Origin of the sequence: Stappia sp. ES.058, assembly GCF_900105595.1 — a bacterium.
In the GTDB taxonomy this organism is placed as follows: domain Bacteria; phylum Pseudomonadota; class Alphaproteobacteria; order Rhizobiales; family Stappiaceae; genus Stappia.
Window position 1 is genome coordinate 472064 of record NZ_LT629784.1, and the last position, 22500, is coordinate 494563.

The 22500-nt window shown below is 64.7% G+C and carries 20 protein-coding genes; 12 read left to right on the forward strand and 8 right to left on the reverse strand.

Annotated elements, in window-relative coordinates; genetic code table 11:
• The first annotated feature begins 61 nt into the window (after positions 1–61).
• Positions 62–247, forward strand: coding sequence for a hypothetical protein (locus tag BLU32_RS02250; protein WP_093804795.1), 186 nt, complete (start codon positions 62–64; stop codon positions 245–247).
• Between the two features lie 32 nt (positions 248–279).
• Here BLU32_RS02250 and BLU32_RS02255 read toward each other — a convergent pair whose 3' ends face one another.
• Entirely contained in the window at positions 280–693 is a 414-nt protein-coding gene (locus tag BLU32_RS02255; RefSeq protein ID WP_093804796.1) for a helix-turn-helix domain-containing protein, read from the reverse strand.
• A gap of 110 nt (positions 694–803) precedes the next feature.
• Between BLU32_RS02255 and BLU32_RS02260 the strand changes: the two genes are divergently transcribed.
• On the forward strand, positions 804–1526 hold the full coding sequence (locus tag BLU32_RS02260) for a cation transporter (RefSeq protein WP_093804797.1): 723 nt from the start codon (positions 804–806) through the stop codon (positions 1524–1526).
• Between the two features lie 83 nt (positions 1527–1609).
• On the opposite strand, the gene BLU32_RS02265 is transcribed toward BLU32_RS02260, so the two are convergent.
• Entirely contained in the window at positions 1610–2014 is a 405-nt protein-coding gene (locus tag BLU32_RS02265) for a hypothetical protein (RefSeq protein WP_093804798.1), read from the reverse strand.
• 347 nt (positions 2015–2361) lie between these two features.
• Between BLU32_RS02265 and BLU32_RS02270 the strand changes: the two genes are divergently transcribed.
• The 6 genes from BLU32_RS02270 to glyS all read left to right on the forward strand — a co-directional run bounded on the left by BLU32_RS02270 (position 2362) and on the right by glyS (position 9389).
• Positions 2362–3291, forward strand: a complete 930-nt coding sequence (locus BLU32_RS02270) for a glycine--tRNA ligase subunit alpha (protein ID WP_197673751.1) — start codon at positions 2362–2364, stop codon at positions 3289–3291.
• A 176-nt stretch (positions 3292–3467) separates the two neighbouring features.
• On the forward strand, positions 3468–3890 hold the full coding sequence (locus tag BLU32_RS02275) for a hypothetical protein (protein WP_157727458.1): 423 nt from the start codon (positions 3468–3470) through the stop codon (positions 3888–3890).
• Between the two features lie 48 nt (positions 3891–3938).
• Positions 3939–4361, forward strand: a complete 423-nt coding sequence (locus tag BLU32_RS02280) for a hypothetical protein (protein WP_157727459.1) — start codon at positions 3939–3941, stop codon at positions 4359–4361.
• A gap of 143 nt (positions 4362–4504) precedes the next feature.
• Positions 4505–5062: a LemA family protein gene (locus tag BLU32_RS02285; protein ID WP_093804802.1), complete on the forward strand. Its 558-nt coding sequence runs from the start codon at positions 4505–4507 to the stop codon at positions 5060–5062.
• 31 nt (positions 5063–5093) lie between these two features.
• Positions 5094–7037, forward strand: a complete 1944-nt coding sequence (locus tag BLU32_RS02290; protein ID WP_093804803.1) for a DUF2207 domain-containing protein — start codon at positions 5094–5096, stop codon at positions 7035–7037.
• 141 nt (positions 7038–7178) lie between these two features.
• Complete coding sequence (glyS, locus tag BLU32_RS02295; protein ID WP_093804804.1) at positions 7179–9389, forward strand: glycine--tRNA ligase subunit beta; 2211 nt, start codon at positions 7179–7181, stop codon at positions 9387–9389.
• A gap of 452 nt (positions 9390–9841) precedes the next feature.
• Here glyS and BLU32_RS02300 read toward each other — a convergent pair whose 3' ends face one another.
• Positions 9842–11086: an MFS transporter gene (locus BLU32_RS02300; protein WP_093810473.1), complete on the reverse strand. Its 1245-nt coding sequence runs from the start codon at positions 11084–11086 to the stop codon at positions 9842–9844.
• A gap of 509 nt (positions 11087–11595) precedes the next feature.
• On the opposite strand from BLU32_RS02300, the gene nadA reads away from it, so the two are divergent.
• The 4 genes from nadA (at position 11596) to hyi (ending at position 16254) form a co-directional block, all read left to right on the forward strand.
• The gene (gene nadA, locus BLU32_RS02305) at positions 11596–12681 is read left to right on the forward strand and encodes a quinolinate synthase NadA (protein WP_093804805.1); all 1086 of its coding nucleotides are present in this window, start codon (positions 11596–11598) and stop codon (positions 12679–12681) included.
• A gap of 117 nt (positions 12682–12798) precedes the next feature.
• Positions 12799–14442, forward strand: a complete 1644-nt coding sequence (locus BLU32_RS02310) for an L-aspartate oxidase (RefSeq protein WP_093804806.1) — start codon at positions 12799–12801, stop codon at positions 14440–14442.
• Entirely contained in the window at positions 14439–15305 is an 867-nt protein-coding gene (gene nadC, locus BLU32_RS02315) for a carboxylating nicotinate-nucleotide diphosphorylase (protein WP_093804807.1), read from the forward strand. Before BLU32_RS02310 ends, nadC begins: the two co-directional genes overlap by 4 nt.
• A gap of 160 nt (positions 15306–15465) precedes the next feature.
• A complete protein-coding gene (gene hyi / locus BLU32_RS02320) occupies positions 15466–16254 on the forward strand; it encodes a hydroxypyruvate isomerase (protein WP_093804808.1) in 789 nt (262 codons plus the stop codon).
• A gap of 20 nt (positions 16255–16274) precedes the next feature.
• Here the strand turns inward: hyi and BLU32_RS02325 are convergent, their stop codons facing one another.
• The 5 genes from BLU32_RS02325 to BLU32_RS02345 all read right to left on the reverse strand — a co-directional run bounded on the left by BLU32_RS02325 (position 16275) and on the right by BLU32_RS02345 (position 22488).
• Positions 16275–18137, reverse strand: coding sequence for a GGDEF domain-containing protein (locus BLU32_RS02325; RefSeq protein ID WP_093804809.1), 1863 nt, complete (start codon positions 18135–18137; stop codon positions 16275–16277).
• A gap of 629 nt (positions 18138–18766) precedes the next feature.
• Complete coding sequence (locus BLU32_RS02330; protein ID WP_093804810.1) at positions 18767–19981, reverse strand: cell wall hydrolase; 1215 nt, start codon at positions 19979–19981, stop codon at positions 18767–18769.
• Between the two features lie 217 nt (positions 19982–20198).
• Positions 20199–20876, reverse strand: a complete 678-nt coding sequence (locus BLU32_RS02335; RefSeq protein ID WP_093804811.1) for a pseudouridine synthase — start codon at positions 20874–20876, stop codon at positions 20199–20201.
• 104 nt (positions 20877–20980) lie between these two features.
• On the reverse strand, positions 20981–21949 hold the full coding sequence (locus BLU32_RS02340; RefSeq protein WP_093804812.1) for an NAD regulator: 969 nt from the start codon (positions 21947–21949) through the stop codon (positions 20981–20983).
• Positions 21946–22488 carry a tyrosine phosphatase family protein gene (locus BLU32_RS02345; protein WP_093804813.1) on the reverse strand — a complete coding sequence of 181 codons (543 nt, stop codon included), beginning with the start codon at positions 22486–22488 and terminating at the stop codon, positions 21946–21948. The genes BLU32_RS02340 and BLU32_RS02345 overlap by 4 nt, the downstream gene beginning before the upstream one ends.
• Between the last annotated feature and the right edge of the window lie 12 nt (positions 22489–22500).

Sequence of the window (22500 nt, forward strand, 5' to 3'; positions counted from 1 at the left end):
GCGAAACTCGGGCGTGAATGGTGCGGCAACGGACGGTTGGCGATTCAACGGGAGCGGTGGAATGGTGAATGTGTTTGGCGCTGCGGCGCTCGCGGTTGGCGGATATGTTCTTTTCCGCGCGGTTCGCCGCGAAATGGGCCGGGTGGAAAAGCGGGTATCGAAGGCCGCGCGCAAATCCGCCGAAGGCCAGCCGATGAAAACCCTGGAGCGCGATCCCGAAACCGGACGGTACAAGCCGAAGGACTGATCCGCGGCCCGCCGGCGCGTGAGTGTTTCTTGTCAGTGCTCGCTTTCGCACAGCGAATGATCGGCGAGCGCATGGATGACGTGGCAGTCGCCGACGGTGTCCGCGTCGCAGGCTGAGGTGATGCGGTCGAGCTCCGTCTCCAGCCTCCGCAGCCGGGTGATGCGTGCACGTACCTCGGCGAGATGGGCGCCGGCGATGCGATGGGCGTCGACGCAAGGCATGTCCGGCGTCTCGCTTAATTCCAGCAATTCACGAATCGCTTCGAGCGGCAGCCCGAGATCGCGGGCATGGCGAATGAACGACAGCCGCTCGCGCGCTGCCGGTTCATAGCGGCGCTGGTTGCCGTCGGAGCGAACCGGCGGGGCGATCAGCCCCTGTTGCTCGTAGTAGCGGATCGTCGGAACCTTGACGCCGGTGGCCTTGGCGAGCGCGCCGATGGACAGCATGATTTTTCCTCTTGAACCTCTAGTCACTAGAGCATTTAGGGTCCGAACTCACAATCAGCAAGGACCCGCCTGCGCGCGGTCCGGCAACGGGAAAATGAGGAAGACCGATCATGGGTGCGTGTTGCGGACACGATCACGGAACGTTTGAAGGCGTATCCGACGACTACAAGCGCCGGCTCTGGGCCGTTATCGCGATCAATGCCGCGATGTTCGCGGTCGAGATGACAGCAGGCCAGATGGCGCAGTCCCAGGCGCTGAAGGCCGACGCGCTTGATTTTTTCGGCGATGCGCTGACCTACGGCATCTCGCTTGCCGTGATCGGGGCGTCCTTGCAGGTGCGTTCGACGGCGGCTCTGGCGAAGGGGATCAGCCTGCTTGCCATGGGGCTTTGGGTGTTCGGCTCCACGCTCTATCAGCTTCTTGTGCTGGGCGTTCCGCAGGCCCAGGTCATGGGCGCGATCGGATTTCTCGCACTCGCGGCCAACCTGGCGAGCGTCGGCTTGCTGATGCGCTACAAGGATGGCGACGCCAATGTGCGCTCCGTCTGGCTGTGTTCGCGCAATGACGCGATCGGCAACATCGCCGTGATGCTCGCGGCGGCCGGCGTGTGGGCCAGCGACACGGGATGGCCGGACCTTCTGGTCGCCGGCCTGATGGCCGGCCTGTTCCTGTCCTCCGCCTTCCAGATCATCGTCCAGGCCTGGCGGGAGCGAAAGGCCGAACAGACAATGGGTGAGGGGCCCGAGGACAGGCATGCCCACGCCGAGAGGCATGCGCGGGATATGCTTCCCGTTGCCGGCCATGATCGCGGCGAAAACACGCCGCCGGCCTGATCGGCTTTTCGCGGCGTGCAAACAGAGCGGAAACGGGGCACGCTTTGCGTCCCCCGTTCTCTGCAGTATGCGGAGCACTCCGATCAACGGTGGGTGCCGATTACGGGGCGCGGGCAATCGGACTGAATGATCACCGTGCCGTTGGGGTAGACGTAGCGGATCTTGCTGCATCCTTCGGCCGGCTTCACGCGCACCGGCTGGGGCCGGGCCGGCCGGCGCGGCTTGCCGGGCACATGGGTGACGACGGCGGCGGCGGCCATGCAGCTCGGCGTGGCACAGAGGATCGGACCGCCGGCGCTGCTTTTCGGTCCCCAGCCGCGACGGCCACCGCCGCTGCTGCCGTCCACGGATGCGTCCTGATCGGTCCCGGCCGAAGCGGTGCTGCCGCCGCCATTGCCATTGCTGCTCTGGGCCATGGCCTGCCCGCCGGCAATTGTCATTGAAACGGCGACGACGCTCATCAGTGTCAGTTCGCGTAGGTTGGTCATATCGCTTCCCTCCAGGTTTCCGCTGAACGGGTTATCCGTTCAGACTGTGTCATCTCCTGTCCAGGGGTCGGCTTCTGGGGCTCGACTTGCCCTGTCACTTCATGCTGACGTAAGGGAAGCTTTGGCGATGTGATGCGCAGCACACGCCGACGGAATTGCCCGCGCGGAGGCTGTGCCCTCAGTCATCGCACTGTCACGCGGTCCGGCTGGAGGTATCTCGGCGCCTGCCGCCTTGACGGCGCGGGGCGATGGTGGCACCTCTCGCGCCGACCGGGCGCGCGCCCGTGCGCCGGTTCCGGCAGTGGCAAGGACGACAGATCATGACCAGCGAAGCAGTGCCCGCGCACATGCGCCCCGAAAATTCCTTTCAGGGGCTGATCCTGACGCTCCAGCGCTATTGGGCCGATCAGGGTTGCGTCGTTCTCCAGCCCTATGACATGGAAGTCGGCGCCGGCACGTTTCACCCGGCGACGACGCTGCGCTCGCTCGGCCCGCGCCCGTGGAAGGCTGCCTATGTGCAGCCCTCGCGCCGTCCGACCGACGGGCGCTACGGCGAGAACCCCAACCGGCTGCAGCATTACTACCAGTTCCAGGTGATCCTGAAGCCGTCGCCGGACAACCTGCAGGAGCTTTATCTCAGCTCGCTCTATGCCATCGGGCTCGACCCCGCGCTGCATGACATCCGCTTCGTCGAGGACGACTGGGAAAGCCCGACGCTGGGCGCCTGGGGGCTTGGCTGGGAATGCTGGTGCGACGGTATGGAGGTCTCGCAGTTCACGTATTTTCAGCAGGTCGCCGGCTTTGAGTGCTCGCCTGTTTCAGGTGAACTCACCTACGGGCTGGAACGGCTCGCCATGTACATCCAGGGCGTCGATAACGTCTACGACCTGAATTACAACGGCCGCGAGGGTGCGGAAAAGGTCACCTATGGCGATGTGTTCCTGCAGGCCGAGCAGGAGTATTCGCGCCACAATTTCGAACACGCCGACACAGAGACGCTGTTTCGCCACTTCAAGGATGCGGAAGACGAATGCCGCCGTCTGTTGGACGCGGGGGCCGCGGCGCGCGATGCGGCCGGCGCGGCGGTGCATCAGGTGGTACTGCCGGCCTACGACCAGTGCATCAAGGCGAGCCACGCCTTCAACCTGCTCGACGCGCGCGGCGTGATTTCCGTGACCGAACGCCAGAGCTACATCCTGCGCGTGCGCGAACTGACCAAGGCCTGCGGCGGCGCCTTCCTGGAAACCGAAGCCGGCGGCGTCGGCTACACGGCGTAGTCTTACACCCGTTGATTGCAATCGGTTGCGATGGTATCGTCCGCAGATTGCATTTGACGGGAGTTAAGACGTTGATCGATTTGAGAGTATTTTTGACCGCGGCCTTGCTTGGCGCGGTGATGATTGCCGGCTCCGGGCCGGCATATGCAATCGGGCCATCGCTTTACGATCAGCCCGTGAAGGGGCTGACCTATCGGTCGGCCTGCGACACCCGAAGCGACTATCTCCGCCTCGTCAAGGAACTCCGGCAAAGACCGCGGCGGCACGCGCGCGCAGTTGATAACGTCGAAGGTTACATGATGGATGAGCGGTGGCCGTTCTCAAAGCAGATGGAACATGCTCGCACGCGGGATCAAAAGCTTCTGGCCAACCGGGATCTTATGAAGCGCCTGCACGAGAAATCCAGATACGGCTATCCGCTCGATGTGGACTGTCGCGCGATCCCGAGAAAGGCATTCGTCCTTGAACAGGACACACGTCCGTCGAGGTCGATGCTGTGCATTCGCGTGACCGGATGGCCGAAGTGCCTTTGGACGTCGTCATCGATCCTCGAGCGGTATCGCGCCACGGGTGACGGGAAGACCTTCAGGCCCCGATAGGTGGCAAGGCTGTGTCGTATTCCTTGCCTTTTATTTGGTGATATTGCCATGAAATTTCAGATCCTTGGATTGCTTGTGATCGGCCTTCTCGTATTTGCTCCGCCGTCTGCGGAGGCGCGCACCAAGGCCGGCATCACACCGCTTGCCGCCTGTGCGACCAAACAGGATTGGAAGACGCTGAACGAAACGCTCAACACCCGGGCCTTCGCCTATGACACCACCTTCATCGACTTGATCAAGAAGGGGGTGGACAAGCGCAAGGCGGCGCGTGACGCGAGACGGGAAACCCGGAAGGCCCAGCCCGTGGATGTGAACTGCCGCGCATTGCCGGGCAGGCGCGTCACACTCGACGACAAGGGCGGCTGGTCCGGCTACGTCTGTGTTCGGGCGCGGGGATGGAAAAACTGCGGCTGGATCCACAAGGGCTATTTCCCCCGGTTCTTCCGGGCGACATCCGACCCGACAGTGTAGGAGCGCGGCGCCCAGCAGGAACTGTTGTTCAGGTATAGCTGAGCGGCACGCACCGCTTCACAACCGGGTGACATTCTCCCGCCGACGTTCTAGCGTTTCCCCGTCGGGGCCGAAGGGTATTTCGGAAAGAAGGACGGGACAGGATGGGAACTTGGATCGTGCTGGGCGTGCTCGTCGCGCTCGGGCTTTATGTCGTCTACCTCTACAACACGCTGGTGCGGCAGCGGCAGATGGTGCGCGAGGGCTGGTCGGGCATCGACGTACAGCTCAAGCGCCGCACCGACCTGATCCCCAATCTGATCGAGACGGTGAAGGGTTACGCCGCCCATGAAAAGGCGACGCTTGAGGAAGTCACCGAATTGCGCGCCCGCGCCGCCAGCATGCCGCGCGACGATGTCGCCGGGCGGTCCCAGGCGGAATCGATGCTCTCGCAAGCCCTTGGCCGGCTTTTCGCGGTCGCCGAGGCCTATCCCGACCTCAAGGCCAACGATGGTTTCCGCGATCTGCACGCCTCGCTCGACAAGGTGGAAGAGACCATCCAGATGGCGCGGCGCTACTACAATGGCGCGGTGCGCGGGCTCAACGTGACGGTGGAGAGCTTTCCGGCAAACCTGATCGCCGGGAAATTCGGGTTCGAGCAGGCCGACTATTTCGAGATCGAGGATCCGGCCGACCGCGCCGTCCCCGATGTGTCCTTCTAGAGCGACTGTCCTTCCCGCAAAGAGAGGCGCCATGCCGCTTGTCATGAAAATGCGCCACGCGATGGCCGTGATCGGTCTCGCGTTTTGCCTGATCGCCGTCTCGGGCGGTGCGGGCAATGCGCAAGAGCGCATTCACGCCTTCAATGCGACCATCGAGATCGCCGCCGACGGCACCTTGACGGTCACCGAGACCATCCGCGTTCGCGCGGAAGGCGACCAGATCCGCCGGGGCATCTTCCGCGACATCCCGCTCGCCATCGACACCCCCAACGGGCGCATCCTGGCCGGTTTCGACCTCCTGTCGGTGACCCGCGACGGAGAGCCCGACGGCTACCGGGTCAATCGCGGCGGCGGCGGTGTCAGGATCTACATCGGCCGGGAAGAGGTCTTCCTGACGCCGGGCGACTACACCTACAAGCTCGTCTACGAGACGACCCGCCAGATCCGCTTCTTCGAGGGCTATGACGAGGTTTTCTGGAACGTCACCGGCAACGAATGGATCTTCCCGATCGACACCGCGAGCGCGCGCGTCGTGCTGCCGGACGGTGCGGTGGCGCAGCAATGGACGGCCTATACCGGCTTCTTCGGCGAGCAGGGCAGCGATGTGACCGCCCGCACGGAAGACGCCGGCAACAGCGTCGTGTTTTCCACCACGCGGCCCCTTGCGGCCGGCGAGGGCCTGAGCGTCGTCGTTGCCATGGAAAAGGGCGTCGTCGCGCCGCCGACGGAGGCAGAGCAACGCGGCTACTTCCTGCAGGACAACATGGCCACCATCCTGGGCGGTGGCGGTGTTCTGCTGGTGCTCGTCTACTACTTCGGCGCGTGGTGGCTCGTCGGACGCGATCCGCCCAGGGGCGTCGTCTTTCCCCGGTTCGAGGCGCCTGAGGGCGTGTCGCCGGCGCTGGCCGCCTATATTCACGACAAGGGGTTCGGCGACGGCGGCTGGAAGGCGCTGTCGGCTGCCTGTCTCAATCTCGCGGTTCACGGCCGGATGAAGATGGAGGATTTCGCCGACGATCTGACACTGAGCCGCCCGGAGCAGGAGGTGGGCAAACTAGAGGGTCTGCCGAAGGGCGAGGCGGCCATCGCGCGCTGGTTCGACGCGCGCAACTCGAGCCTTACGCTCAGCAAGGCGAACGGAACCTCGGTGGTGTCTCTCGGCAAGAGTTTTCGCGGCGCCATCGAAGGGGAAAACCGGGGACAGTTCTTCAAGGAAAACCGTCTTTACCTCATTCCCGGGATCGGCCTGAGCGTGGTGACGATCATCGCCCTCGTTGTGTTCGGCAATCTCTCCCAGACTGAGATCGGCGCCCTGTTTCCCTCGATGATGGCGGGGTTCGTGATTTCCATCTTCAGTGTGCGCATCGCCAAGAGCATGAGCCGCGCACGCGGCATCGTCGCGCGGGTGGGACTTGCGATTGCGATCTTTACCCTTGTCATGGCACTCGGGATTGCGGGCTTCGCCGTCATCTCGATCAACGGCGAGATCCCCTATCCGGTGATGATCGCGGCCGGGCTTTTCTCGATAAATGCTCTTTTCTTCTTCCTCATCGGCGCGCCGACGGCGGTCGGGCGCACCCGGCTCGACGAGATCGAGGGGCTGAACATGTATCTTTCGGTTGCGGAAAAAGATCGCATGAACATGGCCGGCGCGCCGGAGATGAGCCCGCGTCACTTCGAGACGCTTCTGCCCTATGCGGTTGCGCTCAATGTCGAAAAGCCCTGGTCGAAAGCCTTCGAGGCCTGGTTGACGACGGCGGCGGGCGCTGCGGTTGCCGCCAGCTATTCGCCGACCTGGTACAGCGGCCGCCACTTCGATTCCCGCCATGTGTCGAGCACGCTCGGCAAAACCGTCAGCGCGATGTCAGGCGGATTTTCCTCATCGGTTCCGGCGCCGAAATCCTCGTCCTCCGGGTTTTCCGGCGGCGGGTCGTCCGGCGGCGGCGGCGGAGGCGGCGGGGGCGGCGGCTGGTAGCAACGGTCCGGCAAGGCGCACGTTTCGGCGATGTCCCGGCGCTGCGGGGGTGACTTTTTCCTCCCGCCTTGGTAACGGACGCGTAATCCAGTTTTTCCGGGCGTTTTCAAGCGTCCCGCCACCCAACCGTCGAGACCCAAGATGCCCGATCTTCTCCTGGAGCTGTTCAGCGAGGAAATTCCCGCCCGCATGCAACGGCGCGCGGCGGATAACCTCAAGTCGCTGGTCACCAACGCGCTGGTGGATGCGGGTCTCACCTACGAGGGGGCGAAGGCCTTCGTCACGCCGCGCCGGCTGGCGCTGCATGTCGCCGGGCTTCCCGCCGCCTCCAGGGCAACGCGCGAAGAGCGAAAAGGCCCGCGCGTCGGCGCGCCGGAAAAGGCGCTCGAAGGCTTTTTGCGCGGCGCCGGCCTTGCCTCCATCGACGAGGCCGAGATCGCCAGCGATCCGAAGAAGGGCGATTTCTACGTCGCCGTGATCGAAAAGCCGGGCCGCACGACGCCGGAAATCGTCGCCGATGCGATGCCCGGCATCATCCGCAACTTCCCCTGGCCGAAATCCATGCGCTGGGGCTCAGGCTCGCTGCGCTGGGTGCGCCCGCTGCATTCCATCGTCGCGACCTTCGGACCCGAGACCGAGGAGCCGGAGGTGATCCCCTTCGAGATCGACGGCATCGCGTCCTCGAAGTTCACGCGCGGCCACCGCTTTCTCGCGCCGGAACCGTTCGAGGTGCGCCGGCTGGAGGATTACGCCGACAAGCTGGAAAAGGCGAAGGTCGTGCTCGACGCCGACCGCCGCAAGGACATCATCGCCCATGACGCGCGCAACCGCGCGATGGCGCTGGGTCTCGAACTGGTCGAGGACGAGGGGCTTCTGGAAGAGGTCGCCGGCCTGGTCGAATGGCCGGTGGTGCTGACGGGCAGCTTCGACGAGACCTTCCTCAAGCTTCCCGACGAGGTCATTCGCCTGACCATCCGCGCCAACCAGAAGTGCTTCGTCCTCAAGGACCCGGCAACGGGCGCGCTCTCCAACCGTTTCGTCGCGGTCTCCAACATCGAGGCCGCCGACGGCGGCGCGACGATCATCGCCGGCAACGAGAAGGTGATCCGCGCAAGGCTGTCGGATGCCTGGTTCTTCTGGGAAACCGACCTGAAAGCCTCGCTCGAAAGCCGCCTGCCGAAGCTCGACAACGTGGTCTTCCACGAAAAGCTCGGCACGCAGGGCGCGCGCATCGCACGGCTCGAGGCCCTGGCGCGCGAGATCGCGCCGCTTGTCGGGGCGGATGTGGAGAAGGCGGCACGCGCGGCACGCCTTGCCAAGGCCGACCTGCCGACGCAGATGGTCTACGAGTTCCCAGAGCTTCAGGGCCAGATCGGGCGCACCTACGCCGAGCTGCAGGGCGAGGACGCCTCGGTCGCAACGGCCATCGAGGATCACTACAAGCCGCAAGGTCCGTCCGACGACGTGCCGGGCGATCCGGTCGCCATTGCGGTCGCGCTCGCCGACAAGCTGGATCTCCTGACCGGTTTCTGGACCATCGACGAAAAGCCGACCGGCTCCAAGGACCCTTACGCGCTGCGCCGTGCCGCGCTCGGCGTGATCCGGATCGTGCTGGAGAACGGGCTGCGTTTGGGGCTGAAATCGCGGATCATGTTGGCCGAGACCCGCATTCTGCGCGAAATTTCAACGGACCATGCCCTGGAGCAGGCCGTCGATGCAGCAATGGCAACGAAGGGGTTGGACCTGGGGTCTAAGGTCGATGACCGGATCGCGGAAGAAATTCACAAGAAGAACCTGCCGGATCAAGCGAAATCAGAAGGCCTTGCCCTCGATCTCCTCGCCTTCTTCGGCGACCGGCTGAAGGTCCATCTGAAGGATGAGGGCGCGCGCCACGACCTGATCGACGCGGTCTTTGCGCTCGAAGGTCAGGACGACCTGCTGATGGTGGTCAAGCGCGTCGAGGCGCTGGGCGCGTTCCTGGCGACCGAGGACGGCGCGAACCTGCTTGCCGGCGCCAAGCGCGCGGCCAACATCCTGCGTGCGGAGGAAAAGAAGGACGGCACGGCCATCGAAGGCTGGCCCCATGCCGACCATCTGGCGGAGCAGGCGGAAATCGATCTGGCGGCCGCCATCGATACGGCGCGTGCGGCACTGCGCGATGCGCTCAAGGACGAGGATTTTGCCGCCGCGATGACGGCACTGGCGGCGCTTCGCGCGCCGGTCGACCGGTTCTTCGACGACATCCACGTCAATGCCGACGATCCCGAGCTGCGGCTCAACCGCCTGCGTCTGCTCGCCGAAATCCGCGAGGCGACGCGTGAAGTGGCCGACTTCTCGAAGATCGCGGGGTGAGGGCGCGCCTCCACACTCTGCGTCATCCCGGCCCCCGAGCCGGGATCCATTGGCACCCTCAGCGGGTGCGAGTGGGTGGAAGGTTCGATACACCCGCGTTCCGGCATTCGCCGTGGACCTTGGCGACGTGGATTGGGTCCCCGGTCAAGCCGGGGATGACGTCGGAGCGTGGGGCCTATGTCCCCGGGTAGCCTCTCGCATGGCCGTTTGCCGATTGCTGAGGGCGGATTGGAAGTGGGGCGCTGACCGCCACTTTTCACTGTCGTCATCCCGGACTTGATCCGGGATCCAGTGGCACCCGCAGTGGCGGGGAGGGCGCGCAGCTTCTCCTCCCGCACTCCCGGCATGCCTGCGCGGGCCGGCATCCGCTATCCGCAATCGCTGGAGATCTTTCGCGCCGTGGAATGGGCGTGGCTCATGGCCGTGGTGACGCTGGAGGGGCGGAGCGTGCCTCACTCCGCCGGCGTGCCGGCGAGCCGTGCCACCGGCTCTTCCCGGATCGGCCAGTGCACCAGCGCCGCGAAAATGCCGAGCGCGATGCCCATCCACCAGATCGGGTCGTAGGAGCCGGTCTGGTCGTAGATCCGCCCGCCGAGCCAGACGCCCAGAAACGCGCCGATCTGGTGGGAAAAGAACACGAAGCCGAACAGCGTCGCCATGTAGCGCGGGCCGAACATCACCGCGACCAGACCCGACGTCGGTGGCACGGTGGACAGCCACAGGAAGCCCATGGTTGCAGCGAAGACCAGCACGGTGAGCGGGGTCGCGGGCACCATCAGGAAGATGGTGATGGCGGCGGCGCGGCCCAGATAGATCAGCGACAGGAAATGCGGTTTGGAATAGCGTCCGCCGATGTAGCCTGCCGCCAGGGCGCCGAAGACGTTGCAAAAGCCGATCAGCGCAATGGCGATCGCCCCCCAGCTCGGATCGAGACCGAGGTCGACGATATAGGGCGGCAGATGCACCGTGATGAAGGCGACGTGAAAGCCGCAGACGAAAAAGCCGAAGGTGAGCAGCAGGAAACCACGCGTGCCGAAGGCCTCGGCGAGCGCTTCGCCGAGGCGTTGATCCTTTTCGCCCGCATGGGCCGGCAGGGCGGCGGGTTTCCCCTTCAGCGCGATGGAGAGAAAGGGAACCATCGCGACGATGCCCGCAAGAACCAGGAGGGCCTGATGCCAGCCGAAGCCGTCGATCAGCGCCTGTCCGAGCGGGGCGAAGAGAAACTGGCCGAAGGAGCCGGCGGCCGTGCCGACGCCGAAGGCGATGGAGCGTTTGGCCGGCGTGACGGCGCGCCCGAAGGCGGCAAGCACCAGCGTGAACGACGAGAACGCGACGCCGAGCCCGATCATCACGCCGGCGGAGAGATGCAGCAGCATCGGCGATTCCACGAAGGACATCATTGCCAGACCGGCGATGTAGAGCAGCGCGCCGAACGTCACCGTGCGCGCGGTGCCATAGCGGTCGGCGATCATTCCGGCGATCGGCTGACCCGCGCCCCACATCAGGTTCTGGATGGCGAGTGCGAGTGAGAACACCTCGCGCGACCAGTCTCGCGCCTCCGTCATCGGTGCGAGAAACAGGCCGAGCGAGGACCGTGGACCAAACCCGATCAGCGCTATCAGACAGCCGCAAATGATGATCAGCGGGACGTTGGGCCCGTCCTTGACGGCGGAGTCGCGGGCGGGTGAGGAGGTCATGGGCGTGTCCGTGCTGATCATCGGCCGGGAGAGGGCCGGTTTCTGAGGCGTCAGTTTCCGGAGCGTCATCGGTCGCAAGGACTGCGGATTCGCTGTATTCGCAGCGTCCGGCAAACGGCTGACGCCGGGTATTGAAGGGAATATGAGCGATCCGGCGAAGGCCGAAAAGCAAAACATCCTGATGATTGGCATTCACGAAGCGGATGAGTGACCTTTTCAGGTGGCGCGATGCGGTATCAAGGTGCGGTCCGGGGTCGGCGCCGTTTGCAGGCGCGCGCGGATTTTGGTGACGTAGCGCTTTCAGTCGGTTCGCTCGGGTGTCAAGAAAGCATTTGGCAATCCGGTATCGCATCCCTATATATACCCTCGAAGAGCATAATCGACGGCGAGAGCCGCGTTTTTTAAACGTCAGGTTATGCTCAAAAAGAGTATAAGCGCCGATAGAGACGCCGAACTCAGGGTCGAGTGGATCGCGCCAGGCGGTTCAGGATCAGTCAAGGGAGGTCGTCATGACCACCACTGTAATCTCCACCGTCGGAGGCGCCGAAACCCGTCGCCCCGCACGCGAAAAGGCATCCGGCTTTCCGGAGGTGGCGCGCCCGCCCCTTGCCTATACCCCTGAGATCGCCGCGGAAACCGCTCCGATCTACGAGAAGGTGAAGGATTTCATCCCGGAGATCGAGTGGCCGGTGCTGGCACCGGTGATCCATGCGATCAACGTGCTCAAGAAGGAGCGCAACGCGGTCATTCTGGCGCACAACTACATGACGCCGGAGATTTTCCATGGCGTGGCCGACATCGTCGGCGACAGCCTGCAGCTCGCCAAGGAAGCGGCCAAGACCGATGCGGATGTGATCGTCCAGTGCGGCGTGCACTTCATGGCCGAGACCGCAAAGATCCTCAGCCCGGAAAAGACCGTGCTGATTCCCGACATGAACGCCGGCTGCTCGCTCGCGGAATCGATCACCGCCGCCGACGTGCGGGGCCTGCGCGAAAAGCACCCCGGCGTGCCGATCGTCACCTATGTGAACACCTCCGCCGACGTGAAGGCCGAATGCGACATCTGCTGCACCTCGGCCAATGCCGTGCAGGTGGTGGAAAGCCTGGGCGCGCCGAAGGTGCTGCTCATTCCCGACCAGTATCTGGCGGCCAATGTGGCGCGCCAGACGGATGTCGAGATCCTGACCTGGGCCGGCGCCTGCGAGGTGCATGAGCGCTTCACCGCCGCCGAACTGCGCGAATATCGCGAGATCGAGCCGGCGGTGAAGATCATCGCCCATCCCGAGTGCCCGCCCGAGGTGGTCGACGAGGCCGACTTCACCGGCTCGACCGCCGGGATGATCAACTGGGTGAAGACCAACCGGCCGGAAAAGGTGATGCTGGTTACCGAGTGCTCGATGGCCGACAACATCGCCTCCGAGACGCCGGGGGTGAGCTATGTGCGTCCGTGCAACCTGTGCCCGCACATGAAACGCATCACCTTGTCGAAGATCCTCGACGCGCTGGTGGAAATGCGCGATGAAGTCACGGTCGATCCTCAGATTGCCGCCCGCGCCCGCCAGGCGGTCGAGCGGATGATCCACCTGAAGAGCTGACGACGCGGTTCGCGCGCTTCACCTCACGGTCCCGGGCGCGCGGCCCGACCCTCCCTTGTCGCCGTCCGCATCGCGGGCGGCGGTTTTCCATAATGCACCGTGCCGGATATTCGCGCCATGACGTCAGCCCGCAACGTGACCACGCACATCGATGATGTTGTCATTCTCGGAGGCGGGCTGACCGGCCTGTTCTGCGCGCTGAAGCTCGCGCCGCGCCCGGTCACGATCCTCTCCGCCTCGCCGATTGGCGAGGGCGCGTCCTCCGCCTGGGCGCAAGGCGGCATCGCCGCCGCCGTTTCCGATGAGGACAGCGCCGCCTCCCATGCCGCCGACACCATCGCGGTGGGCGGGGGGCTGTGCGAGGAAAACATCGTCCGGCTGATGACGGAAGAAGCGGGCGAGCGCATCCGCGACCTGCTCGGCTACGGCGTGCCCTTCGACACCGATCTGGAGGGCCGCTTGCAGCTGTCGCGGGAGGCGGCGCATTCGGTCAATCGCATCGTGCGCGTGCGCGGCGACATGGCGGGACGGGCGATCATGGATGCGCTGGTCGCCGCCGTGCGCAAGACCCCGTCGATCCGCGTCGTGGAAGGCTATCTTGGCGAGGAGCTGCTGCACGAGGGACGGCTGGTCACCGGGGTTCTGGCCCGGCGCCGGGGCGACCGCGAGCGTCTTGCCTTTCCCGCCCATGCCGTGGTTCTCGCCTCCGGCGGCATCGGCCATCTCTTTGCCGTCACCACAAATCCGCCCGAGGCGAACGGTCAGGGCCTGGCGATGGCCGCCCGCGCGGGCGCCGTGATCGCAGATGCGGAATTCGTGCAGTTTCACCCCACCGCGCTCAATGTCGGCCTCGATCCGGCGCCGCTTGCCTCCGAGGCCCTGCGCGGAGAAGGAGCGATATTGATCAACAGTGCCGGCGAGCGTTTTATGGAAGCTGTCGATCCGCTGAAGGAACTGGCCGCGCGCGATGTTGTCGCACGGGCCGTTTTTCGCGAAAACGCGGCCGGGCGCGGTGCGTTTCTCGATTGCCGCGCGGCCATCGGCGCCGCGTTTGCCGAAAAATTCCCGACCGTTTACGCCGCGTGCCAGAAGGCCGGTATTGATCCGGTCACCCAGCCGCTGCCGGTCGCGCCGGCGGAGCATTATCACATGGGGGGCGTGCTCACCGACGCCAACGGCCGGACTTCGCTCGACAATCTCTGGGCGGCCGGCGAGGTCGCCTCGACCGGCGCGCATGGCGCAAACCGGCTGGCCTCCAACTCGCTGCTGGAGACGGTGGTCTTCGCCGCGCGCATCGCCGAGGACCTTCAGAACCAGATGCCCAACCCGCGCAGCGCCCATTGGCCCGGCATGGATGACCGCATCCAGGAGCCGACCCGTCGCAACGAGGTCGAGCGTTCCGCAATCACCATTCTTCGCGAGGCCATGTCGGCGGGCGTCGGCGTTCAGCGCGATGCGGACGGGCTGATGGCGACGCTGGCCGTGACCGACGCGCTTGAGGCGCGCTGCGCGCGCCGCTCGATCCTCAACATGATGACCGCCGGCAAGGTCGTTGCCGCTGCCGCCCTGATGCGCAGCGAGAGCCGGGGCGGGCACTGGCGCTCCGACCATCCGGCCGCCGATCCGGCACAGGCACAGCGCTCCTTCGTGACGATGAAGCAGGTAGACGAGGTTGTGCGGGCCGCCTCGGACAGCGATATCGGCCGCAAGGCCGTAGCAGCGCACGGGCTGGACCAGCCGATCACCGGAGACGACGCATGAGTGCCGCAGCCTATCGCCCCGTCCTGCCGGCACTGATGGTCGAGGATGCCGTACGGGCCGCCCTTCTGGAAGACTGGGGCCGCGCCGGCGACATCACCGCCCAGGCAACGCTTGCGCCCGACACGCGCGCCCGCGCCGTCATCGCCGCACGGCAACCCGGCGTGCTTGCCGGTCTCGACCTTGCCGCGACCGCTTTCCGGTTTGCCGATCCTTCGATTTCAATCGAGACGTTGCTGGACGATGGCGCAAGGCTAGCGCCGGGCGATGTCGCGATGCGCATCGACGGGCCGGCGCGCGGGGTTCTCTCGGCGGAGCGTGTGGCGCTGAATTTTCTGGGGCATCTCTCGGGCGTCGCGAGTGCGACGGCGCGCTTCGCCGATCTGGTCGCGCACACCAGGGCCCGCATTGTCTGCACCCGCAAGACCACGCCCGGCCTCAGGGCTTTCGAGAAATACGCCGTGCGCTGCGGTGGCGGCGCGAACCATCGCTTCGGTCTCGACGATGCGATCCTGATCAAGGACAACCACATCGCGGTTGCCGGCGGTGTGCGTGCGGCGATTGAGGCCGCGCGTGCCTTCGCCGGTCATCTGGTCAAGGTCGAGGTGGAGGTCGACACGCTGGCGCAGCTGGAGGAGGCACTTGCCGCGCGCCCCGACGTGGTGATGCTCGACAACATGGCGCCCGACGCCCTGTGCAAGGCGGTCGCGATTGCCAATGGGTCCGTGACGCTTGAAGCCTCCGGCGGCGTCAATCTCGACAGTGTCGCGGCCATCGCCGAGACCGGCGTCGACCTGATCTCGGTCGGCTGGATCACCCATTCCGCGCCGGTGCTCGATCTCGGGCTCGACATAGACATCGGCTGAGTCCGACCGGTTTGTCTCGGACGCCCGGAAACCTCGCCCGTGCCTGTTCGTCTGAGCTTCATCGCGCGTGCCGCAATGCGCGGGCGCGATCACGGTTCCGGTTTTGCGTCGGCCGGTCTATGCTCTTTCGCACCCGCCTCATGCAGCACTTGGAGCCGTGATGCCGAAGTTTGCCGCAAACCTGAGCATGCTCTTCACGGAGATCGATTTTCTCGACCGGTTCGATGCCGCGGCGGATGCCGGGTTCGCCGGTGTCGAGTTTCTGTTTCCCTACGCACATGATATGGGCGAGTTGCAGGAGAGACTGCAGCGCCGGGGCCTCACACAGGTCCTGCACAACCTGCCGCCGGGCGATTGGGGTGCGGGCGAGCGCGGTATTGCAGCGCTGCCGGAGCGGGTGGAAGAGTTCCGCGACAGCGTCGAGACGGCGCTCCGGTTTGCAAGTGTGCTTGGCTGCCGCCAGCTCAATTGTCTGGCCGGGATCGCGCCGGAGGGCGCCGATCCGCAAGAACTGCGCGATACGCTGGTCAAGAACCTGAGATATGCGGCGACGCGCCTGGAGGAGGTTGGCATCCGCCTGCTTGTCGAGCCGATCAACACGCGCGACATCCCGGGGTTTTTCCTGTCGACGTCGGCGCAGGCTCTGGAGATCCTCGACTCCGTCGGCTCCTCCAATCTTGCTCTGCAATACGACATCTACCACATGCAGGTGATGGAGGGGGACATCGCCCACCGGCTTCAGGAGATCCTGCCGCGCATCGCCCATATTCAGATCGCCGATCCGCCGGGGCGCCACGAGCCGGGCACGGGCGAGCTCAACTATCCCTTCCTGTTCGATCATCTGGATCGCATCGGCTACGATGGTTGGGTCAGTGCTGAGTATCGACCGAAGACCACGACGCGCGAGGGCCTTGGCTGGCTGGCAGAGGCGGTCGCCCGCCGGTCCTGACAATCCGGCCGCCGGCGACGTCAGACGACCGTCAGATGCGGTCGTGACTCGTGTGCCTCGTCGTCCCGTGCCGATGGATCGCACGCATCGGCATCGCCGAAGCTTGCCACGGCGACCCCTTCCGCTTCGCTTTTCGCCTGGAGTTTCAGCCGGGCGATGTGATTGCTCAACAGGTCGAGGTTCTCGATCGACAGACCCTTGGGAATGTGCAGGACAGCAATCGAGCAGGTGAGCAGCGGATAGGTCTGGGCCCGTCCGCGCCGGTCGTTTGCAATGATATAGCCTTGCGTGCGGTGTTCCGCGCTGTAGAGGCTTTCCACCTGATGGGCGAAATCGTTGCGGAGTGCCGTCATCAGTCCGGCCAGCCGTTCGGCCTGCCATTCGTCGAGGCCGACGAAATAATCGTCGCCGCCAACGTGCCCGACGAACGCGCGCAACGTGTCGAGTTGTCGTTTCAAAAGTTCGGAGAACAGGATCAGCGCCCGGTCGCCGATGCGAAAGCCGTACGTGTCATTGAAGGGCTTGAAGTTGTCGAAGTCGATATAGATGAATGCGCGGTCGATGTCCGCGTTTGCGCAGGTGCGCACCACATGGTCGGAAATGGCGGAATTGCCCGGCAGTTTGGTGAGCGGGTTCTGCTCCTGGGCGAACCTGAGCCTCGCGTCGTTTGAGAGTTTCAACAGTGCGTTCGGCAGGAGACAGCCCTTGTAGCATCCGGCGTGGGTTATCACGATGCCGTCTGTCGGCTCACTGCCGCCAACATCCACGAGCCGGTCGAGCGGCGCATGCATGTCTGCGATCGCACAGGGGCGAATGAAGCGACCCAGGTGATTGTCGATTGTCGGGTTAAGCAGCAAGTCGCGTCCATAAGACATGTACAGGAAGGACTTGAGATCGGACTCCCGGATAATTCCCTTGGGTTCGTTCTGCTCGTCGACAACGGGCAGGATCGTCTGTGTCGGGTTCGCGCGAAAGATTTCCAGCGCTTCGGCAATGCTCGCCGTGCGGAAAACGGGGGTGAGCTTCTCCATTTCCTGATCAAGAAAATCGAGGTCGGCGGGCTTGCGGGCCTTCTTGCGTTGGCTCAGTTCGGCGATTGCGGAATAGACCGACTTTGCCTCCGCGGGATTTGCAAACGGACGCGCGACGAGAAAGCCCTGAACAAGATCGCATCCCACGTCCTGGCACGCCCGCAGCTCCGACGGGGTCTCGACGCCTTCCGCCACCACCCGGATGCCGAGCACATGGGCGAGATCGACCACGCTTGAGACGAACAGTCGCTTGCGGGCGTCGTTTTGCAGGGCCGTGATAAAGAAGCGATCGATCTTCAGGATGCCCGGCTCATACTGGTAGAGCAGTCGAAGCTGTGAGTGGCCCTGCCCGAAGTCGTCAATGGCGAAACTGAAACCTTCGTCACGTGCCGCCTGGACGAAACTGTGCAGGTCCGCCTCGTCGAAGCGGGAGGCGATCTCCGGGATCTCGAGGCAGACGTTGGACGGGCTTAGCCCGTTCCGCGCGACGGCATTGACCATCGCGACGAGCGGCTCGGTGTCCGGAGCAAGGCCGCGTCCGTCGACGTTGAGGAAGAGCTTTGTCTTGCCGGCATCCGCGAACCTGGCAAACCGGGCGATGGCCTTGCGTTGAAGTGCGGCTTCCGCCGACCCCAGACATCCGTTTTCGGCGGCGAAGTCGAAGACCTCGCATGGTGTGTGGAAGCCAAGTGCATCATTGCCACGCAGCAGGGCCTCGAAACCGTAGATCACGCCGGAATGAATATCGACGATTGGTTGGAATGCATGCTCGAGGGTCGCTTCGACCTGTGTAAGAAACAATTCCGGCGTGCGTTGCGCATGCCATTCATGCATCAGCGCGTCGTCGCTCATCCTCGGTCCTTTTTCGCAATCTGACGATCCGGCAGGAGAAAAACCGAACTTCGGTCTCCGGCTCCAGCCCTGGCGCGGGCAATAACCTTTGTCGGCGCTTTATGCCGGCTGGATCGCGGAAAACTCTGCCGCGATCGTCAAATGATCTTGCTTGCGCAATGGTGTCCGCGGCCCCCGGCCTTGGACGGGCGGACAGTGGCCCAAAGATGTAAATGATCTATGTCCAGAATGTTACATAAGTAGTTAGACTTAGGGTCAGGACCTGTTGCCATGACTGAAATGGCGTTCGAGATGACGAGAGATGCAAGGAAAAGCCCGAAGAGCGGGACCGTTCCCCCGGCCGAGGGCTTTGACGCCGCAGGTCGACGTCAGCTCGAGCGTCCTTCGGATCGGGCGGATCCGCACGGGATACCATGTCGCAATCCCTTGAAAGGCTCCAGCCTTCCTGCGGGCTTGCTCCTCGTATCCGCACACATCCGCTCCGACCATCGCAGTGATAGCAACAGGTCCTGACCCTAGGGTGCGGCTCATTTATGCGTCCGTACTCTGGTCGGGCCAGCGTTCGTCGGGTGTGGATCGCATATGACGCGCGACCTCCCTGAGGATCGCCAGGACCGGGTGAATCCGGCTCAGCTCCAGCCTCCGCCGTAGGTCTTGTAGAAAATGTGCTGGCCGATTTTTTCAAGTCGCTTCATGTGACGCGCCCAGCGCGGCTTCACGTAGGTGGCGTGGTAATGCGTCGACGCGCCGACGCCTTCCAGATAGCGCTGACCCGAGACGGTTTCGCGGGCAACCTTTTGCGCCTGCGCCCAAAGCCGCGTCTCGCCGGTGCGGTCGCGAATGCCATCGCAGGCAAAGGAAAACTGGCAACGGTTGCGCATGTGGCGGTTCTGATAGACGACCTTGCAGATCGTTGGCGGATAGGCCGGATTGCGAACCCTGTTGAGCACGACCTGCGCCACGGCGACCTGCCCGTTGAGCGGCTCGCCGCGGGCCTCGAAATAGACCGCTTCGGCAAGGCAGCGCTGTTCCTTTGAGGTGACGACGCTCTTCGGCAAAGGGCTGGTTGCCCACCAGTAGGGATCGCCGTCACGCTTTGCGTCGAGCGTCACCTCCGCCGACAGGTCGGACCCGCCGAGCAGCGCCTCGAAAGGCGCGCGCACGTCGTCCATGTTCTCGGGCGCATAGGCGGACGCGAGCGACACGCTGGTGGCGGCGACGTTGCGGGCCATCGCCAGACGGGTGAGGTCGAGCGGGCTGGCCGAGCCGTTTTTTTCCGCCTTTGCGAGCATGGCGGCCGTACCTTGCGGCACGGCGGTGCGTACGAAGGCGACGCGCGGCATGTCCGAGGGATGCCCGGTCTCAAGGACGCTCCCAAGCGCATAGACGGAGCCCGCGGCAACGCCGACCATCTGCCGGTCGGGCGCCATCGAGACGAAGCGGTCGCCCTTGGCGCTGCGGTTCACCGGCGTGCGGGCCGGCGGTTCCGTCGGGCGGCTTTCCTTGACGAAGGTTTCCAGTCCGCGCACCACGGCCGGATCGCTTCCGGGGGCGGCGTTGGTGATGGCATAGTCCGGCGTGTCGTCGCTGCGGGTTTTCGATGCGTCGGCAAGCACAAGGCTCGGGGCCTGGCTGCTGGAGTGCTGCGCTGCCTCGATTGTCGACATCCAGCGCGGCGCGTTGCCGCGGGTCGCCTCGATCAGCGCCGAAATATCCTGCTGCGCGATCGTTCCGCTCCACGCCAGGAAGAGCGCGGGCGTCAGGATGGCGAGCCTTGCCGCTGTGCCGATACGACGTTTCGCCGTGGGGCGGCGTGCGGATACAGTTTTCCCCGTGCCAGTCATGCGCGGCAACTCCGGTCCTTACGAAATACACTAGGGGCCGGCACGAAAGACTTCACGATCGCGCTGCCATGACCGTTATCGTCGCCGCTTAACCTTGAAAGAGAGTTAATGCGGCAAGAATTCCGCAAGAACCTTTGCATTTGCGCGTCTGCAACAGCCGGTCTTGGTTAACGCGACTGCGGGTATTTTACGGAAGGCCTTGGCCAAAAGACGTTTTTCAGAACGGGCAGGGGGAGGTGAACCGGCAGCGTCGCCCGCCTGTCGGGTGGCGGATGGCGAGGCTGGCGGCGTGGAGTTGCAGGCGGCCGGCCGCGCGCAGTGCCTCTTCTTGCGCATAAAGCGGATCGCCGAGGATCGGATGGCCGAGAGACAGCATGTGGACACGCAACTGGTGAGAGCGTCCCGTGAGCGGATCGAGCCGCAAACGGGTCGAATCCGGTTCGCGGCCGATTACGCTCCAGTCCGTGCGCGCACGACGGCCACCGAGCGGGTCGACATGCTGACGCGGCCGGTTCGGCCAGTCGCAGGCGAGCGGCAGGTCGATCGTTCCGCAGTCGGCAGCCATGTGTCCCCAGACCCGAGCCTCATAGTGTTTGAAGACGTGACGCCGTTCGAACTGCAGTCCGAGATGTCGGTGGGCGTGCGGCGTGAGCGCCAGGACAATGATCCCGGATGTGTCCATGTCGAGGCGGTGAACGATGCGCGCGTCGGGAAACCGGGCCTGCGCGCGGGCCATCAGGCAATCCGCGAGATCCTCACTCTTGCCGGGAACGGTCAGCAGACCGCTTGGCTTGTCGAGGACGAGAATGTCGTCGTCGGCATGAACGACGGTGAGTACTGGCGAGCGCGGCGGCGCATAGGGGCGCGGGGCGGGCGGTCGAGACAGCATGTTCATCCGTCGCTTCCGGCGGGTGGCGGGCAAACTCCGCTGTTGGCGCTTCGCGCCGCCGTTCCGTGCCGTTTCGGGCATCGATCAAAGTTTGCGCGCGGGATCATGCCCTAACGCACCCCGACCCGCAGACCGAGCGTCGGTCGCTCCTTCAACACCTCGTGGCGAAACCGGAAGAGGGCGGCGGGGCGCCCCCCGGTCTGTGTCGATGTCTCGCCCGTGGGTTCGACAAGCTCGCCCTTTTCCACAAGGCGGCGAAAGTTCTGCTTGTGAACATGGCGGCCGGAAATCGCCTCGACGCAACGTTGCAGATCCGTAAGCGTGAAGGCGCGCGGCATCAGTTCGAAGACGACCGGTCGATACTTGAGCTTCGCCCGCAGCCGGGAAATCGCCGTCGCCAGAATGCGGCGATGATCATACAGCATGGCCTGGCCGAGCGGTGGCGTTGCCGGACGTTCCAGCGCCGCCGGGCGTCCGTCGCGGCGCGCCTCTTCCAAAAGTCCGGCCTCGTAGAGCAACTCGTAGCGGTCGAGAACCTTTTCCTCGTCCCAGCTTCCGTCCTGAATGTCGAAGGTCTGATGAACCCGGTCTTCGCGCGACTGGGCGCGCGGCGGGCTGCCCGCCGGTACCGGCGCTGCCATCCAGTGATCGAGAGCGGGCAGGATCTCGCGCGTTACCACCGCCGGGCGGCCGGAACGCCAGTCTTCCCAGGGAAAGAAATCGTACCAGGAACGCCAGTGGGCATGTTGCTGTGCCAGGGTTTCGTCGGAGCGGTTTGTCTGACGGGCAAGCGCCAGATAGCCGACGGACACCACATGCGGGCCGTCGTCGGAGTGGATGTGGTGCCGGCCACGATCGCCGAAGGTATAGAGCTGCTCCACGTAGCCGAGCTTGAGCGCCGTCTGTTCCTCCACCCATTCGCGCAGACCGATCTCGAACGTGCGGTGACGGGTCGGGTCGAACGGGCCGAATGGCAGTGCGTAACGGGGCGCAGCCTGCCCTGCCGGTGAAATCGTTAGAACCTGCGGATGCGGATCCTCGACGGCAACGATCACGGCGTTCAGTCCGATTTCGATCATCGCGGCGCAGTCGAGGCCGGAGCGACGAGCGGCAGGTCGAGATCGAGGGTGAAGGGGAGGCCCTCAAAGGCGTCGGCACCCCGCCCGATCCCCTTGATCGCCGCACTCATGCGCCCCTTGCGCGCCAGCAGGTCGTCGGCCAGCGCGACGAGGCGTGCATTCGGCGTGGCGGACGGTGAGGCATCGCGCAGGCGCCGGGCAAGCGCTTCTTCGCTCGCATCCGGCTGGAGCGCGCATGCGGTGATATAGGCGGCGGCGGTCGAGCGGCTGATGCCGGCGAAACAGTGGATTACCAGAGGTCCGGCCCCGTTCCAGCGACGCACGAAGCCGATCAGTTCCTCGACATGCGGCTTTCCCGGCGGTGTCAGTCCTTCCGCCGGCGCGGTGATGTCGTTGAAGGCGAGAAACAGATGATCATCGGCGAGGATCGCGGCCGGCCGGGTGACCTCGGTGCCGCCGGTGATCAGGGTGACGAGGTGGCGCGCGCCGGTTCGTTCGACGGTCTGTTCCAGACGTGCCAGCGAGCAAACGGTGATCATCTCGTCTCCTTG

Bases quoted from the DNA above. Each gene is read 5' to 3' on its own strand.
- BLU32_RS02250 (WP_093804795.1), top strand. From the start codon at position 62: ATGGTGAATGTGTTTGGCGCTGCGGCGCTCGCGGTTGGCGGATATGTT.
- BLU32_RS02255 (WP_093804796.1), bottom strand. From the start codon at position 693: ATGCTGTCCATCGGCGCGCTCGCCAAGGCCACCGGCGTCAAGGTTCCG.
- BLU32_RS02260 (WP_093804797.1), top strand. From the start codon at position 804: ATGGGTGCGTGTTGCGGACACGATCACGGAACGTTTGAAGGCGTATCC.
- BLU32_RS02265 (WP_093804798.1), bottom strand. From the start codon at position 2,014: ATGACCAACCTACGCGAACTGACACTGATGAGCGTCGTCGCCGTTTCA.
- BLU32_RS02270 (WP_197673751.1), top strand. From the start codon at position 2,362: ATGCGCCCCGAAAATTCCTTTCAGGGGCTGATCCTGACGCTCCAGCGC.
- BLU32_RS02280 (WP_157727459.1), top strand. From the start codon at position 3,939: ATGAAATTTCAGATCCTTGGATTGCTTGTGATCGGCCTTCTCGTATTT.
- BLU32_RS02285 (WP_093804802.1), top strand. From the start codon at position 4,505: ATGGGAACTTGGATCGTGCTGGGCGTGCTCGTCGCGCTCGGGCTTTAT.
- BLU32_RS02290 (WP_093804803.1), top strand. From the start codon at position 5,094: ATGCCGCTTGTCATGAAAATGCGCCACGCGATGGCCGTGATCGGTCTC.
- glyS (WP_093804804.1), top strand. From the start codon at position 7,179: ATGCCCGATCTTCTCCTGGAGCTGTTCAGCGAGGAAATTCCCGCCCGC.
- BLU32_RS02300 (WP_093810473.1), bottom strand. From the start codon at position 11,086: ATGACCTCCTCACCCGCCCGCGACTCCGCCGTCAAGGACGGGCCCAAC.
- nadA (WP_093804805.1), top strand. From the start codon at position 11,596: ATGACCACCACTGTAATCTCCACCGTCGGAGGCGCCGAAACCCGTCGC.
- BLU32_RS02310 (WP_093804806.1), top strand. From the start codon at position 12,799: ATGACGTCAGCCCGCAACGTGACCACGCACATCGATGATGTTGTCATT.
- nadC (WP_093804807.1), top strand. From the start codon at position 14,439: ATGAGTGCCGCAGCCTATCGCCCCGTCCTGCCGGCACTGATGGTCGAG.
- hyi (WP_093804808.1), top strand. From the start codon at position 15,466: ATGCCGAAGTTTGCCGCAAACCTGAGCATGCTCTTCACGGAGATCGAT.
- BLU32_RS02325 (WP_093804809.1), bottom strand. From the start codon at position 18,137: ATGAGCGACGACGCGCTGATGCATGAATGGCATGCGCAACGCACGCCG.
- BLU32_RS02330 (WP_093804810.1), bottom strand. From the start codon at position 19,981: ATGACTGGCACGGGGAAAACTGTATCCGCACGCCGCCCCACGGCGAAA.
- BLU32_RS02335 (WP_093804811.1), bottom strand. From the start codon at position 20,876: ATGAACATGCTGTCTCGACCGCCCGCCCCGCGCCCCTATGCGCCGCCG.
- BLU32_RS02340 (WP_093804812.1), bottom strand. From the start codon at position 21,949: ATGATCGAAATCGGACTGAACGCCGTGATCGTTGCCGTCGAGGATCCG.
- BLU32_RS02345 (WP_093804813.1), bottom strand. From the start codon at position 22,488: ATGATCACCGTTTGCTCGCTGGCACGTCTGGAACAGACCGTCGAACGA.